The organism is Endozoicomonas atrinae (assembly GCF_001647025.1).
Classification (GTDB): Bacteria; Pseudomonadota; Gammaproteobacteria; order Pseudomonadales; family Endozoicomonadaceae; genus Endozoicomonas; species Endozoicomonas atrinae.
This window is the reverse complement of record NZ_LUKQ02000132.1, coordinates 1-16007: the sequence shown is the minus strand read 5'-3', so window position 1 is coordinate 16007 and position 16007 is coordinate 1. Positions and strand designations below refer to the sequence as shown.

Sequence of the window (16007 nt, the reverse complement as noted above, 5' to 3'; positions counted from 1 at the left end):
GCGTCATTCGTAAGGCGATCAAGAACCGGAAGATTTTTCGGACTGATGAGTCAGTCATGAAGGTAATCTATCTGGCCATGGAAAAAGCTTCCGAGAAATGGACCATGCCGATCAGGAACTGGAAAGCAGCCATGAACCGGTTTGAAATTATGTTTCCTGACCGGTTCAAGGAGTAATAGTTTTGGTGGCGTTTACACAGAATTATTTACAGGCTCTGTACAAACGAGAAAATGCATAACAAGGCGCTGCAACCGACCTCCGGCCACTGTCACCTTTTTTGCGCTTCGCAGCAAAAAAGCCGCCATTGGCCTCCGGCGGCTGAGCGCGGCGTTATAAAACAAGAGATAATTATGGAAAAGTCAGACTCATTTATTGTTGATTTTTGGGCCTTTGTGTTCAAAATTCTCGGGAAAATCTCATTCTTCAACCTAGTTCGTCGGCTTTTTCCGAAAGCAAGAACAGGTCGTTTTTCTGAAATTTGGGCTTTGAGCCACGTATTTTTATCAATAGCTTCAGTTCCAGCTGTCTTATACATAGATAATAAATACATTGGTTTTGCAATTGCTTTGTACGCGCTTTTAAGAGTTTATGAAGTAGTGATTTATCAAACCAATGTTCTGTTGTTTGATGAATATCGTGCTCTAAAGGCAGGTAGGGAATACAAATTACACGGTTATAGACGAATCGTGATTTTGTTAATGCAAAACTATTTCGAAATCATATTTTGGTTCGCAGCACAGTATATTTTCTTCCAGAATATGTTCTCTTTTGCAGTTGAAGGCTCGCATGAAAGTGTGTTGGGAGCGGTATACACTAGCTTCGTAGTAATGACTAGTTTCGGGTTCTATAACGTGACTCCTCTAGGCGTGCTAGCTTATTCGTTAGTTATTGGTCAGGCTATGATCGGGCTTTTCATGACGTTATTGAGTTTAGCTCGCTTCATCGGCGTAATTCCGACGCCTAAGTCAATGGATGCCACAGAACAGTAAATTATTTTATAACAAAGCATTTAAGAGTGATTCGCAACGCTTGGCAGTTTCGCTTCGCTCAAGTTGATCTTGCCCCGATAAAACGGACACCTTGCTTAACCCAAAGCAAGGTGATTCAATGATCCGACTTAAAGAAAAACATCGCACATTTACCAATGCTTTTCGCATCATGGCTATCAAGCTGGAAGCTTTGCCAGGTGTTATGGCAAAAGACATTGCTGAGATCCTAGAGATACATCCGTTTATGCTCTCTCGATGGAAAAAGCTGTCATCACCTCTGTTTCAAACACTCTCTGCTTGGCCTTACCTAAATAACGCTTGGCAGCAATATCCCCGGTAGTGCCCAGTCTTGAGACTACAGTGTACTTAGGGTTGTTAAGATCTTTGTATGACTTAATTTCACCTTCAAGGCCTTTACGCAACAGAACACTCTGCCCCACCACAATGTAGGGGTTGGCGAAATTGATCTGCAGGTTACGTTCGGAAGTCAGGGTCATGCCCGACATAATAATGTCGAACTTATCAGTCACCAGCGCAGGAATAATGCCATCCCATGCCGTGTTTACGATTTCCAGCTTCACGCCCATGGCTTTAGCCATTTGACGTGCGATATCAACATCAAAGCCAACAATCTTTCCCTGCTTGTTTGTCATTTCAAAGGGCATATACCCTGCATCCAACCCAACCCGAAGCACGCCACGCTCAATAACTTTATTGAGTGCCGATTCCTCCCAAATATCGTTATAGGAAGCCATTAAGGGTGAACTTAATGCCAGTAAAAAAGCCAATATTGCGGTTATTTTTTTCATTACCTCTCCTTGCTGCCAGAATTCCTGTCTGGCGTTATTTTTATTTATGGAATGCAAACTTACTCTTAAAAACGCAGGGACATACAGCTTACGCCACCATCAACCTTTTGAAATTCTGATGTATCAACTTCAATGACTTCATAACCAAGTCTGGCCACTTTCTCACGGGTTACCGGATAACCAGACGGCATAATAACCTTACCATTAACCCAGATGCAGTTAGCGGCATACGACTCATCAACGGGTACCTCGACGATGTTGTACTGCTGAAACTCTGGTTTTGTGACAAATTCACCAGCGGCTAACAGGTTGCCATTTTCAAGGTAGGCCAGCCCGGTTTTCAAGTGCAACACCTCTTCAAGCGTCACGATCGAGCCCGTCATTCCATACTTTTCAAGAATCACGATCAGCTGTTGAGCACCCTCGTCATTGGTTCTGGCGGATTTACCAATGTAGTAATGACTGCCCACCTGCATGACATCACCGGCATCCAAAGTACCCGGGGCAATAATTCGTTCAACATTGTCGTAAAACCGGTGCAGGGCCGGTGCAATCAACTCAGCCTCATTTCTGCGGCTGTCGGCACCAGGCCGGGTGATCACTGCACAATATGGCGTACACAATGCAGGATCTTCCACAAAGACTGAGTCTGGATGATCATTTGCCGGCGGCAATAGCGTAATATCTACCCCACAGGTCTGTAATGCCCGGATGTAATCGTTATGCTGCTCCATGGCTTTTTCGTAGTCGGGTTTTCCCATGCCAGCTTCGCTGAGACCATCAACTAAAGCAGGACAGGGAGTACGTGCGATAATGTGTTTGAACATTGTTTCTGCCTTATTCAAATTCTGACGCTGCACTTTCATTTTCACATCGTCGCTTAATCAAAATATGTGCCAGAAGTAAGCTGATTTCTTTTGACTGATGCGTTGAAAAAACGAGATTTTATCCGTTCAAACTCACTTTTCCGGATCTGATAATCCCTTTTAGGAACGATTAGCCGTACCCACTGTCTAATTTTCGACATACGTCTATATTTAAACACCCCATACATGCCCTTATTTTCAGTATACTCAGTGCCTATTGTCGAAAAATGGTGAAGGTGCAGCATGGAAGAACTAAAATGGCTGGTATCAAGTATGAAAAGTGTGTTCGATACTCTGGATCAGCCTGTCACCATCATTGATCCTGATGGTTGTTTTGTTTACTACAACAGGGCCAGCGCCCGAATGGATGGCACCAATCCGGATCACATTCTGGGACGACATGTTCTGGACGTTTGCCCATGGCTCACCACCGAAGAGAGCTCTTTGCTCCGCTGTATATCGGAAAACACGACGTTTACAGATCAATACCAGGCCTACATAGGCTCCGCTGGGGAACGGATGCACTATATGCACAGTTCCATGCCATTGTCTGGGAAGACTGGAGCGATCATTGGTGCCATCGAAATTGGCCTTTCTCTGGAAGAAAACCCATGTTCTGATACGGTGCAGGACCTGCCCGACATTATCAGTAACGATGCAGAAATGAGTCGACAGATACGGGCAATCGACATTTTTGGCACCAGCGATGTTCCCATACTGATTTATGGTGAAACCGGCACAGGCAAAGAGCTTTTTGCCCGCCGGGCTCACGGGGTCAGCTCCCGTTCCAGACACCCGATGATCTGTCTCAACTGTGCTGCTATTCCTGAAACCTTACTGGAAAGCACCTTGTTTGGTACCACCCGGGGCGCCTACACCGGTGCTGAAAACCGCAAAGGCTTATTAGCACTGGCGGATGGAGGCACCCGGTTTCTGGATGAACTCAACTCCATGTCCGTTGAGTTGCAAAGCAAGCTGCTCAGGGTATTGCAAGACGGCAGCTATCGCCCACTGGGCAGCCAGAGTGATCTGCAAACAAACTTCAGACTGATTACCGCACTGAATGAGCAACCTTTGGAAGCCATCAGTAAAGGAAAACTGCGGGAAGACCTGTATTACCGAATAGCGGTTGGTCTCATTGAAATCCCCCCCTTACGGCAGCGCATTAAGGACATTGCTGTTATCGCAAAATGCGTAATCTTGAAATATGGGCCTGAGTTGAAACCATCAATAACCTGCCTGGGTGACTCCGCAGTAAAGCAGCTGGAGGCACATGACTGGCCTGGTAATGTCAGGGAACTGGAAAACGTTATACGACGCAGTCTTTTACTCGCTGAGGATAAGACAACCCTTGATCGTGTCGAGATGATAGCAAGCCACCCTGTTAAGCAGACAGAACAGGATTACTCCTTACACGAAGACAGGCAAGGTTCATTGAAAAATCGCCTGTCTGAGTTCGAAACCAGCCTGATTCAAAAGACTATTCAACAACAGGAATATAACCTTTCCGCAGCCGCAAGAGATCTTGAACTACCCAGAACAACGTTGATATCCCGCATGAAGGCACTGGGAATCACTCGTCCCAAGGAGCAGAAGCACCCAGCCTATCGTTCAGATAAATCCCCCCTGAGTTCATAGTGAACTTATAGCCTAGGCAAACTATTAAATGTACATTAGTTATGTCCAGTAAAAGACCATTAACTTTTACTGGACAAATCTGTGTGGTTGGCACAAAGCCTATTACAATAATAAAAATGGCATCTCATGATAAAAGTTTTACGTAACTATAGTTTTCTTTTGGTATTTGCTTTTTCTTCATTTTCAGCAGCCAATAACAATGAACCAGCCTACCTGATCGGTAAGGGAATGGGTGACATTACAGGACCTGCTTTTGGGAGCCCGATGTGGGGATTCTCTAAACCCGGGCAAAACACCGAAGGCATACATACCCGTTTAAAATCCAGAGCATTCATTTTTTTAGATCCTGAAACGGAAAATCGATTACTGTTTGCCAGCATCGATATTGGAAGCATCGAGCATCATATTTTTTTAGAGGTGCTGGATCGCCTCAATGAAAGGTACGGTGATTTATACCGGAAAGACAACACCATTCTATCAGCCACTCACACTCATGCTGGGCCTGCCGGGTATTATCACACCAGAAAGCATTACAGTATGTCAGGCCCTCTTCAAAAGGAGCATTTTAATCGTATCGTTGCTGGTATTGTGAGTTCCATCGAGGTAGCGCATAACGATTTACAGCCCGCAAATATTCTAATTAATAAGGGCGATGTTATTGGTGCCGGAGCTAACCGGTCGATGAAGGCCTATCTTGCCAACCCTGAACAAGAGCGGGAAAAGTACGAAAGTCCGATGGACCTGGAAATGACACTGCTGAGGCTGCAAGGCTCATCTGGGGCACTAGGGTCTCTTAACTGGTTTGCGGTGCATCCAACATCCATGACCTATAACAGTCAATTAATTTCTGGGGATAACAAAGGTTATGCCTCCCTTACCTGGGAGAAAAATGCTACTGATAAAGCAATTTACAACAAAGAGTTCATAGCGGCTTTCGCGCAATCAACACCCGGTGACATTACCCCCAATTTGAATCTGGACAACACCGGCCCGGGGAAAAGCGATATTGAGTCCACCCGGATTATTGGGCAGCGCCAATTGGATGTTGCCCAATTACTGTTTGAACAGGCCAATGAGAAAATAAGTGGTCCCATAGCATCACGGCAGATGTATGTTAACCTTTCCAATTATGAAGTCAGCAACGAGTTCACCGGTCAAGGAACACAATATACCTGCCCTTCGGCTTATGGATACGCCTATGCTGCAGGCTCAACAGAAGATGGTGGCGGACACTTCCTTTTCAGCGAAGGTATGAAAGAACAAAAGTGGTGGCTGGATGTCATTGTCCGGACAGTGACTGACACCCCTGAGTGGACACAGGCAATAAAAGACTGTCAGGCCCCCAAGGCCATTCTTTTTGAAACCGGTTCAGGTGAAATACCGGAACAATCACAGATCCGATCGTTTACTATTGCCCGCATAGGCAGTTTGGCTATCGTAGCACTTCCAAATGAAGTAACCACCATGTCTGCCCGCCGCATTAAAGAGACCGTTAAAGACGTTACAGGCTCATGGGCAAAACATATTGTCATTGCCGGCTATTCGAATGGTTCAGCTGGATACATTACAACGCCTGAAGAGTATGAAACACAACAATATGAGGGTGGTCACACCCGGCATGGAAAATGGAGCTTGCCTGCCTATCAGCAAATATTGACCAATTTGGGACAGTCACTGGAAAACAATGCACCGTCTCCCTCAGGCCCTCATTATGATGACTGGCGCGGCAAAGCATTGACGGGCAATTTTGTAGATGCCCATATTGATAAATTACCAGCAGGGAAATCATTTGGTGACCTGATCACAATTGATAAGGCTGACGTTAAGGTTGGTGAGAAAATCAAGGCTAAGTTTATCTCTGGACACCCTTCTACCGGTTATGGCGCTAACAGCCTATATGTAAGTATCCAGAAGAAAGCAGGTGACCAGTGGCAACAGGTGCATACCGACATGGACTGGTCCACCATCATTCGCTGGCAAGAGAATAATGATTCAATGCATGCCCATATAAGCTGGAAGGTTCCATTAACAACAGAACAAGGTACTTACCGTATCAAGCACTTTGGAAACTATCGTTTGGCCAAGAATAAGGTGGAGTTCTTTGAGGCTGTTTCACCAACGTTTAGTGTATCAAAACAATAGGGAGACCTCTTAACCTATATATTTTTGGAGGCAAGGAGGGCATTGAGCCTGCTTCCTCCTAATATAGTGTTCGTATTAATCAATGGACTGCCACCCGAAAGAAAGTTATCTATTTCACCAGACCATGAATTAACCAACTCATCCATAGCCGCCCCTCTTCTGACTGATATCAATTTGTACAGAATACAAATCATAGAAGCAGAGCATTCCCCATATCATGATCATCAGCTGATCACCTACATTAAATCTACAAAAGCTTAACGTATACGTTAAAAATATATTAATTTTCCATACACTATTTCAGCGGCTCCAGGCCCTTTTAAAAAACTCATCCCCCATACGATTTTTAATTGTATTTTTTACGAATTTACGTTTATTTTACCTTCGCAAAAAATGGTCTCCTAGTACCGGAAGCAAAACTTAGCTTTATATTTGAAGGAATAACCTGGATGTTAAAAAAATTATTACTGCTTGCACTTACCTCACTATTTATTACGGGCTGTGCCAGCAACCATATGACTGAAGTCAGTGAAACTGAAGCAACACTGACTCCGGACCAAGGAAAAGCCCTGGTACATTTTATGCGTCCATCAGTACTGGGTGGAGCCATTCAATCGACTGTTTATGATGGCACAGAGTACCTGGGAACCGTATCGAGCCAAACCCGCCTCGCCTACCAGGCTGATCCGGGCAAGCATATGTTTATGGCGATAGGAGAAAGTGCTGACTTCCTGGAAGCCGACCTCGCAGCAGAAAAAACTTACTATGTGATTGTTGCTCCACGTATGGGGGTGTGGAAAGCACGTTTCAGTCTCAATCCAGCGAGCGGCAAGGCATCACAGGAACAAATTGACGAATGGTTTGCCTCAACCAAAGAGGTCAAGCCCAACCAGAATGGTTATGTCTGGGCCAAAGAAAAAGAGCAGGATATCCAGGAACTCCACGATAGGTACCTGCCAGCATGGCATTCAAAAGCTGACCATAAAAAACAGCGTCTGACTTCTGAAAGCGGCAAGTAATTACTAATGTCATATTAAGTGCACTTACAGGTAAGTGCACTTAATACTTTGATCGTTTTGTTCTGCAAGGATAAGCAAGTATAAATACCATGGCTTCCATGAACTCAGACAAGATAAACCAGTGTCACGATATGATCACTCAATTCCTGATATTTCCCGTGAAATGTATAACCCTCAGAGAACTCTGATGAAAGTGATTCAGTCAACATTAACGTGAAGGATCGCTTCTCGCTATCAAGAGATGTGATGCAGGCAGAATGAAAGCCAAAATAACGCCCTGTTTCACTCCGCAGCAATTTGTATAGGCTCTCCTTTGCTGAAAAAACCAGTGTAAAAAACCAATCCAGCGGTAATGACTGGTCATGCAGGAACGATTCCTCCCTATCTAACAAGATCGCTCTTGAGAGCTTTTCAGCTCTTACTGCACTCACCCACTGCTCCGCATCAAGTCCCAGCAGCCGAACTTTTGATCCACTGGCTAATGCTGCGATGGCCAGACCCTTACTGTGCGTAATTGACCCTGTAAACCCCACGGGCCAGTCCGGGCTACCATCATCATTGATTCCTATAGATCCATGCTTTTGATCAAACTGTTCCAATGACTTTGTTGCACAATAACGCCCTGCCAGATATTCAACCTGTCGTTTGGTTCTGGCAGACATTAATGATTTGGGAAGTGCAATGCCAAAACGACCGATCGCCTGTATATATTGTTCACCTACAACATATTGTGTAGCTGTAACTTCGATACCTTCTGGCAACCCATCGAAATTGAACTTTTCACAGACCAGGCCATGAAGCAGCTTATCTTCCGTCTTATCCGCGGGTTCATGTCTATCAGATGACGAAAGGAGTAAAGGATTATCCATAGAACAATTACATAATTTTTTACAGGGTTTTCATTATTTGCTATGAGCGCAGGGTTTCTTATAAATCAGGAATCTTTATAATTTACTCAGGTTGCTGCTGGCAGGAAATCTCAGCAGTCAACATCCCTCACCAAAACTAATACAGTGGAGCATAAAGTGAACCTGGTTAAAGTGATCGCAATTGCCGCCTTCAGTGTCTTTATGACGGCTTGTGTGGCAGGCAAGCCTATTCATAATATCGATAATGCCACCGTTAATGTGACGGGAACCAAAGAAGTTTCTACTGCTGATGTCAGAAAAGCAATACTGAAAGCAACCAGCACCAAAGGCTGGACTGTCAAGGAAATAGCCCCTGGTCAGATGGAAGCTACGGTACATGTCCGGGATCATACCGCCGTGGTTGATATAGACTATTCAAAGACGAATTACAGCATTCAATACAAGAACAGCATCAACCTGAACCACAAAGGTGACACTATTCACCGTAACTACAATAAATGGATCATTCTGCTGGATCGGGAAATCCAGAAAGAGCTGATTAACTCAAGTCTGTAAACAACTGGCTCCATTGAATTGAGGGGCTTATCAAAAGCCCCTTTACCTCTGATTACTGCCAGCGTCGGAAAATCAATGATGTATTAATCCCGCCAAAGGCAAAGTTATTACTCATCACATATTCATTCTTCAATTGCCGCCCTTCTCCCATAATGTAGTCGAGCTCAGCACAGGCATCATCAACCTGCTCCAGATTAACCGTGGGGGCATACCAATCGTTATTCATCATATTTATCGACGACCATGCCTCAATAGCACCACAGGCACCCAGAGTATGACCCAGATAGCTCTTGAGGCTGCTGATCGGTATTTTGCTGCCAAAAACAGAGTGGGTCGCCATGGATTCAGCAATATCACCACGCTCTGTCGCCGTACCATGAGCATTCACATAACCGATAGCCGTACTCGGCAGCAAGGCATCTTCCAGTGCCAGTTTCATTGCTGTCGCCATGGTTTCTGCCGTTGGCTGGGTCACATGAGCGCCATCCATATTGGTACCAAACCCGACAACTTCAGCAAGAATCGTCGCCCCCCGGGATTGGGCAGATTCCAATTCTTCAAGAATCAGGGTACCGGCACCTTCACCAATGACCAGCCCATCACGATCCCGGTCAAAAGGTCTTGGAGTCAGGTCAGGCCGGTCATTACGGACACTGGTGGCAAACAGGGTGTCAAACACCGCCGCTTCTGTAATACACAGCTCTTCAGCACCACCGGCAATCATCAAATCCTGCTGTCCATTGGCAATCGCTTCATAGGCCATACCGATAGCCTGACTGCCGGATGTGCAGGCACTGCTGGTAGGAATAATGCGCCCTCGAACGCTGAAAAACAGCGCAATATTGACCGGCGCCGTATGGGACATCATTTTTATATAACTGGTGGCATTAACACCAGAAAGCTGTCGTTTTTCCAGCAAATGGCCAAATGCACGAATCGGGTCAGTACTGCCGGTAGAAGAACCATAGGCAATTCCCATATGGCCTCCTGACACCAGCTCATTATCCAGAAGACCCGACTGATCCAGCGCCTTTTCTGTAGCAACCGTCGCCATCAGGGATACACGCCCCATACTGCGAATTTTTTTCCTCGGATAATGAGTAGGACGCTGAAAATCGTTGACTGGCCCTGCCAGCGCAGTATTCAAACCTTCAACCTCCTGCCACTCTGGCAACAGGCAGATCCCGGTTTTTCCGGATCTGAGGTTATTCTCAAAGGTTTTCCAGTCACTGCCAATTGAGGTGATGGCCGACATGCCGGTCACCACGACACGTCTTTTAGCGCTCGCGGTCATTAAGCCAGTCCCCCGTTAACCGAGATTACCTGACGTGTGATATAACCAGACTCTTCTGACATCAAATAATTTACCAGGGAAGCAACCTCTTCCGGTGTTCCTGCTCTTCGGGCTGGAACCATCTTGAGAATCTCTTCTACCGGCGCGTCCTCAATAATATCCGTATCAATCAATCCCGGAGCCACGCAATTCACGGTAATTTTTCGTTTCGCCAGCTCCAGTGCCAAGGCTTTGGTCGCCCCGATAATACCCGCCTTGGATGCACTGTAATTTACCTGGCCACGATTCCCGATCAACCCTGAAACCGAAGCAAGGGTAACAATGCGTCCGGGTTGACGACGACGGACCATTGGCATGACAACAGGCTGGAGCACATTATAAAAACCATCCAGGTTGGTATGTACCACCGAGTCCCAGTCTTCGCCAGTCAGGGCAGGAAATGCCGCGTCACAGGTGATACCGGCATTGCACACTACACCGTAGTACGCGCCATGTTCTTCCATATCCAGCTCAATACTGTGACGACACTGCTCCCGGTCAGCAAGATCAAACATCAACATCCGCCCCTGCCCACCGGCATCACGAACCTGTGCCAGAGTTGCTTCCGCCTGTTCCATACCCTTACGGCAGTGAACAACCACTTCGTATCCTTCCGATGCAAGGCGTAAGGCAATCGCCTTACCAATGCCACGGCTTGAACCGGTCACCAGAACTGACTTACTCATGTTTTTTGGGCCTCCATGAATGCCTGAATATCGTCCGGCTGAAACGTATTAATAACTGCCCTGGCAATCACCTTATCCATGGTGTCCAAATGAGCACTTTCTTTATCTACTGTCTGTTCAATCGTACACTCAAAAGAGCTGAGGCCATCCCCCTCATAGACTTTTTCCACTCTGACCCGGTACTCCCTGCCAACCTGGAACGTATCCAGAGAACAGTCATAGGCCCGAGTACCCAGCAGGAAGCCTATTTTTACCGCTTCACCAGCCAGCTGAGACTGAATACCGGCATAGGCGCCGATGGTCTGGGCCATATACTCCATACCAACCCAGACTGGTACACAACCATGATCATCAGCAAACGGCTTACCCACTTCGGGCCTGATCAGCGCAACCGTAAACTGATCTCCATAATCAAGAATTTCATCAAGCAGAATCATCGGGTGGGCATGGGGCAGCACCTTTTCTGGCCTCAGATCCAGCTGCTTTGCCCCGGTCATATCAGTCATAGCGTTGCTTCTGTATCAGTTTGCCCCAGTATCAGCGATACATTGCTGCCACCAAAGGCAAAAGAGTTACTCATCATTCTCCAGGGTGATGTCGGGAGACTGCTCCGGGAGTGAGTCAGGGCGATATCTGCCAGCTCAGGATCAGGCTGCCCATCCCACAGATGAGGAGGAAGGCGACCATTGTCATTCATACTGGAAAGTAGAAGCCAGCATAGTCCTGCCTCGATAGCACCTGCGGCTCCCAGTGTATGTCCGGTCATGGTTTTAGAGGAGCTGCAGCATAGTTTATCGCCAAAAACCCGGAAAACTGCCTGACTTTCCATGGCATCATTCAGCGGCGTAGCAGTGCCATGAAGATTCAGGTAGTGAATTTCCTCAGCCTGCAACCCGGCATCCTCCAAAGCACATTCCATCGCCTTCTGAGCGCCTTTACCCTCAGGGTGGGGAGCGGAGATATGCCAGGCATCAGAGGATTCACCAACCCCCAGCAAAGCAACCGGAGCAGCCTCTGTCGTCATTGTAAATAAAGCGGCACCTTCGCCAATATTAATACCATCCCGGTTAACACTGAACGGCTGGCAAATACCTGTGGAGACCGACTCAAGAGCAGAGAAGCCGTGAACCGTCAGCTGACACAGACTGTCAACACCACCCACAATCACAGCATCGCACAGCCCGGTGCGAATAAGGTTTCGACCGGAAGCAAACACTTTGCCACTGGAGGAACAGGCCGTAGATACGGTATAAGCTGGACCGGTTAACCCGAGATAGCCGGCAAGAAAACGACTGGGATCACCCATCTCCTGAATTCGATACTGATAATGAGAAGGGTATTCTCCTTCTGACAGGTGGGCAATCATGGCCTGTTCAGCTTCAATCGTACCGGATGTACTGGTTCCCAGAACAATGCCAACCCGGTCTGCGCCAAAGCGCTGAACCAGACGATCAACTTCACCCTGAATTGACTCAAAGGCAGCCAGCAGCAGTCGATTATTACGGCTACTTTCTCCCTTAGTCTCTATGACAGGAAGATCAACACAGACCTTACCCAGAGTCACGGCTTTGCCCGGCATACAGGTTGTATCTTCTACCATCCCCTGCTGGCTACCGGACAGCAGGTTGGCCAGTATTTCCTCATGCCCGCTACCCAGGGCACACACCATCCCCATGGCAGAAAGAAAGAAAGGCGATGAACTCATAAGAATTCCTTACTCAAGGTTTTAATCTCCAGCTCATAACCCAGCCCCAGATTGCGATAGTGCACTATTTCCGGCCATTGATCAGCACCCATCCACTGGCCGGAATATTTAATAGATATAAGTGGTCGTTTATTATACCCAATCACCCTGCTTTTTGATGGTATTTCCCTGGCAATAATGTCCTGATCCGCCAAAGCAGTATTGAAAACATCACCGCTGCCATAAGCCAGTAGCAGGTCTGAAACCAGATAAGATAGCTTAATCCGGTCGCCTACCAGAGGACTTACATGACCGGATACTTCACCATCCCGGTAAACCAGCTGAAGCAGTTGCTGTCCTGAAACTGTCATGCCCAGCAGGGAGAGCTGCCCTGGCTTTTTCTCTATTTGAAAAAGAAGGTCAAAAGACTGGTCGCCATAGCGCCCCTTCACCTGCTGTATCACCATAAAATGTCCTTTAATGACATCCGGTGACGGCAGTGTCCAGAAGACCTGATCAGACAGGTAAACCCGGGATTCAGCACCCAGAGTCACTGAAACAGACTGTGAGCGGGCCGGTGAAAAAAAGGCGCATCCGGACAACCATAAACTGAGCAATAGATATCCGCAGACTTGCACGGGACGCTGTATAACAAAACGCCTCATAAAGAAGCTTTCCTGATGGCCAGTGGTGACAACAAATAGCAGAAGCTGATACCCAGTAAAACCGTCAGCCCAAATCCTCGAATGGCTGCCGTTTCTGACAGTGCCAGCAAACCGAATGAAAGAACTGTCGTAATCGCGGACAGAGTAATGGCCATCAATGTATATCGAGGATTACTCCCCGCCTCCCGGAAAAACAGGGTGTAATCCACACCAATGCCAAGAATCATTAATAAGGCAAGAATATGAAACAGGTTGATCGACTGTCCGGCAAAACCAAGAACACTGAGCGTCAATATCACAGATAACAATGGCGGCATTACAACGCTCAATGCGCCTTTAACACCAAAGCGAACACTGAGCAACACCGTTATCAGCCCATAAGCGGTTACCAGCAACCAACCCATCAATGCCCGGTAACGACCAAAGAGATACGAGGTTTCCCCCGTCTTATCCACGAACAGAACCCCTTCATGAAGTGCTGCCACCTGTTCTGGCTGCCAGTCCGGGTTCGCCCCCTGAATCAAAACCGCTGAGTAATAACGTTCCCCAACGTTACCCAGCCATAAATAGCCATAGAGGCTTGCAGCATCACTGGCCAACCATTGCTCAGGCTGTATCTGTCGATCACTGGCCTGAATAAATGCATCCATCGCCACCTGTTGTCCGGCCTCAGTCACTCCCAGTTGTTGCCAGAAATCAGGCAACTGATGTTGATACACCGAAGTCAGCTTCTGATAACTGTCAGCCTGTGATTTTACAGATGGCATCAATCTGGAAATGGATTGAAATCCGGTCAGCTGTCCCTGGTCAATTAATGTTCGAAGAGATTTCCCGAGGGTCTCATCCAGCTCCAACAGCGACTGTTCAGTGGATCCATAGACCAGAAAAAAACGGCTATCGCCAACATCACCGATGATACTCTGTACAAACTCATCCGCCGCCTCCAGACTGGACGAACGCTTCTGTAATTGCCGAATATCATCATTAATTACCAGCTCTGAAAGCCCGATCAGAATGGGTAAAAGCACCAGGGTTACCCAGATTTTACGACGTCCGGTCATAGTCGTTTGCCAACGCGTCAGAAACCAGTCCACCCAAATCGACAACCAGCGGCACGAGGACTCTTTACCGGAGTGAGCGCAAGCGTTGCGCAGCCACCAGGGATAGGCAAAGACGACGGTTAACCAGGCCATCATCAGCCCTGAGCAGGAAAAAACGGCTATTTGCTGCAATCCAGGGAAAGGGGTCGCCAGCATCGGTAGGTAACCTAACAGACTGGTGAGGAGTCCAAGGGCAATACCTGGCAAAATATGCCTCAAGCCAGCAACCGGTGACCATGCTTTCCCCTGGCGCCACCATTCGACCAGGTAGTGAAACGAATAATCAATGGAGATACCGATCAGACTGGCCCCAAACACCAGGGTCATCACGTGAACATTGCCAAAGACAAAGGCGGTGGCAAGATACCCAGCCAGCACACCAGTCGCAATGGATATCAGGCAGAATAAAAGAGGCCAAACCGTTCTGAATACCATGAGAATCAGGAACACCACACCCAGCAATGAGCCGACTCCGATAGTACTCACTTCGCTTTGCGCCGAATCAGCCCCCGCCTTGGCATGGAAAATCATACCGCTGGCCGTGATCTCAACCCGATCAGAAGCGCCTTCAGCGTAAGAAAAGTTCCCTTCAACTGCTTGAACTGCATCATTAATTGCCGTAACCACGGATGCCTGACGAGACAGGGTTAACACTTCTCCCTTAAGCAATCCGGTGATCATAATATGGTATTTACCTGACTGTTCTACCGTCAGGAACCCTTCATCAGGCTTTAACTGTCCAGCACTCCCCTGCAGGGAGCGAAACCAGTTGGACATCAAAAACAGAGGATCATTTAATAGTTGATCACTGCCTACCATGCCCATGGGACTGGCCAGGGTATTCAGGCTGTTATTGATCAGCCGTTCACCCAGAATGTCAGAGGGTAATGTCCTGTCGTCACTACCGGCCAACTGGTAGCGGTAGGGGTAATAATAATGTCCGATATTCTCCCAGAGTTCAGGCTTCAACCGGGCAACGAGCTGCTGGAAAATACCAGACTCCTGCAGACGGCCTTCCAGATCCTGGGTCGCCTTGCGAACCTTGTCTCTTGAGGGAGAAGAAATGACCAGCGTCACCCGCTGACTGAAATTTTCCATAAAGCGTTGGGAGGCTGCCGCAGAAGCGGGGTCTTGCTCGGTTGCAGGCAGCAATGCCATCAAATCCGTTGATAAACGACCATACCCATTCAACAGACTGATCAGCATACCCATCATCAGGAGTAACACAGCTATAGACCAGATGAAAAAACCTCTACCCGGTCTACTCAAAGCGCTCAAGATCAACCGCATCCGGCGCCTCTCTGCTCATTTTGACACTGCGAAACACAATGTGAGTCTGCTCACCACCGGCACCAGATAGCTGAACACCAGCGATACCCCCGGACTGCCCCTGGATAATAACCCTGGTAATAACCCCGGAAAGCTTTTCACTGAGCGGTGTTATACCAATTGAATTTTCTAACTACTGTATAACTGCCCAATCACGGGAGCACAGACTGAACAGTCGACCAGCTTCGCTGCAAAGGTTATTCCAAGCTTCACAGCAACAATCTACAATATTTTCATAACCTGAAAATGCTTTGTTTGATAAGTCATGCTCCCGCATCCACTCCCATAGCCTTTCTGAGCTGTTTAACTCCGGTGCGAATGGT

15 protein-coding genes and 2 pseudogenes are annotated in these 16007 nt (G+C 47.3%); 7 read left to right on the top strand and 10 right to left on the bottom strand.

Annotated features, from left to right (window positions below):
• From AK963_RS35505 to AK963_RS36890, 3 genes and pseudogenes are all read left to right on the top strand, one after another.
• A pseudogene (locus AK963_RS35505) lies at window positions 1-176 on the top strand (IS256 family transposase); the annotation flags it as partial.
• 54 nt (window positions 177-230) lie between these two features.
• Window positions 231-989, top strand: a complete 759-nt coding sequence (locus tag AK963_RS17135) for a potassium channel family protein (RefSeq protein ID WP_238593763.1) — start codon at window positions 231-233, stop codon at window positions 987-989.
• A gap of 118 nt (window positions 990-1107) precedes the next feature.
• Window positions 1108-1329: a transposase gene (locus tag AK963_RS36890; RefSeq protein WP_083232721.1), complete on the top strand. Its 222-nt coding sequence runs from the start codon at window positions 1108-1110 to the stop codon at window positions 1327-1329.
• Here the strand turns inward: AK963_RS36890 and AK963_RS17130 are convergent.
• Together AK963_RS17130 and ddaH are read right to left on the bottom strand one after the other, a co-directional pair.
• Window positions 1232-1798 (bottom strand): transporter substrate-binding domain-containing protein, encoded by a 567-nt coding sequence (locus tag AK963_RS17130; protein WP_238593762.1) that lies wholly within the window; start codon window positions 1796-1798, stop codon window positions 1232-1234. The genes AK963_RS36890 and AK963_RS17130 overlap by 98 nt on opposite strands.
• Before the next feature lie 65 nt (window positions 1799-1863).
• Window positions 1864-2625: a dimethylargininase gene (gene ddaH / locus AK963_RS17125; RefSeq protein WP_066016664.1), complete on the bottom strand. Its 762-nt coding sequence runs from the start codon at window positions 2623-2625 to the stop codon at window positions 1864-1866.
• A 282-nt stretch (window positions 2626-2907) separates the two neighbouring features.
• Between ddaH and AK963_RS17120 the strand changes: the two genes are divergently transcribed.
• From AK963_RS17120 to AK963_RS17105, 3 genes are all read left to right on the top strand, one after another.
• Complete coding sequence (locus AK963_RS17120; protein ID WP_066016661.1) at window positions 2908-4302, top strand: sigma-54 interaction domain-containing protein; 1395 nt, start codon at window positions 2908-2910, stop codon at window positions 4300-4302.
• A gap of 126 nt (window positions 4303-4428) precedes the next feature.
• Window positions 4429-6444: a neutral/alkaline non-lysosomal ceramidase N-terminal domain-containing protein gene (locus tag AK963_RS17115; RefSeq protein ID WP_083232720.1), complete on the top strand. Its 2016-nt coding sequence runs from the start codon at window positions 4429-4431 to the stop codon at window positions 6442-6444.
• A 449-nt stretch (window positions 6445-6893) separates the two neighbouring features.
• On the top strand, window positions 6894-7463 hold the full coding sequence (locus AK963_RS17105) for a hypothetical protein (protein WP_066016659.1): 570 nt from the start codon (window positions 6894-6896) through the stop codon (window positions 7461-7463).
• Between the two features lie 104 nt (window positions 7464-7567).
• On the opposite strand, the gene AK963_RS17100 is transcribed toward AK963_RS17105, so the two are convergent.
• On the bottom strand, window positions 7568-8332 hold the full coding sequence (locus AK963_RS17100) for a 4'-phosphopantetheinyl transferase family protein (protein WP_066016658.1): 765 nt from the start codon (window positions 8330-8332) through the stop codon (window positions 7568-7570).
• Window positions 8333-8488: 156 nt separating this feature from the next.
• Here AK963_RS17100 and AK963_RS17095 point away from each other — a divergent pair, with 156 nt between their 5' ends.
• A complete protein-coding gene (locus AK963_RS17095; RefSeq protein ID WP_139117474.1) occupies window positions 8489-8887 on the top strand; it encodes a hypothetical protein in 399 nt (132 codons plus the stop codon).
• 52 nt (window positions 8888-8939) lie between these two features.
• Here AK963_RS17095 and AK963_RS17090 read toward each other — a convergent pair whose 3' ends face one another.
• The 7 genes and pseudogenes from AK963_RS17090 to AK963_RS35500 all read right to left on the bottom strand — a co-directional run.
• Complete coding sequence (locus tag AK963_RS17090; RefSeq protein ID WP_066016656.1) at window positions 8940-10181, bottom strand: beta-ketoacyl-ACP synthase; 1242 nt, start codon at window positions 10179-10181, stop codon at window positions 8940-8942.
• Entirely contained in the window at window positions 10181-10906 is a 726-nt protein-coding gene (gene fabG, locus AK963_RS17085) for a 3-oxoacyl-ACP reductase FabG (protein ID WP_066016655.1), read from the bottom strand. Before fabG ends, AK963_RS17090 begins: the two co-directional genes overlap by 1 nt.
• On the bottom strand, window positions 10903-11412 hold the full coding sequence (locus AK963_RS17080) for a hotdog family protein (RefSeq protein ID WP_083232719.1): 510 nt from the start codon (window positions 11410-11412) through the stop codon (window positions 10903-10905). The genes fabG and AK963_RS17080 overlap by 4 nt, the downstream gene beginning before the upstream one ends.
• Window positions 11409-12611: a beta-ketoacyl-[acyl-carrier-protein] synthase family protein gene (locus AK963_RS17075; protein WP_066016654.1), complete on the bottom strand. Its 1203-nt coding sequence runs from the start codon at window positions 12609-12611 to the stop codon at window positions 11409-11411. Before AK963_RS17075 ends, AK963_RS17080 begins: the two co-directional genes overlap by 4 nt.
• A complete protein-coding gene (locus AK963_RS17070) occupies window positions 12608-13255 on the bottom strand; it encodes a DUF3261 domain-containing protein (RefSeq protein WP_066016653.1) in 648 nt (215 codons plus the stop codon). The genes AK963_RS17075 and AK963_RS17070 overlap by 4 nt, the downstream gene beginning before the upstream one ends.
• Window positions 13252-15561, bottom strand: a complete 2310-nt coding sequence (locus tag AK963_RS17065) for an MMPL family transporter (RefSeq protein WP_066016652.1) — start codon at window positions 15559-15561, stop codon at window positions 13252-13254. Before AK963_RS17065 ends, AK963_RS17070 begins: the two co-directional genes overlap by 4 nt.
• A 256-nt stretch (window positions 15562-15817) precedes the next feature.
• Window positions 15818-16007: pseudogene (locus AK963_RS35500) on the bottom strand (IS630 family transposase); the annotation flags it as partial.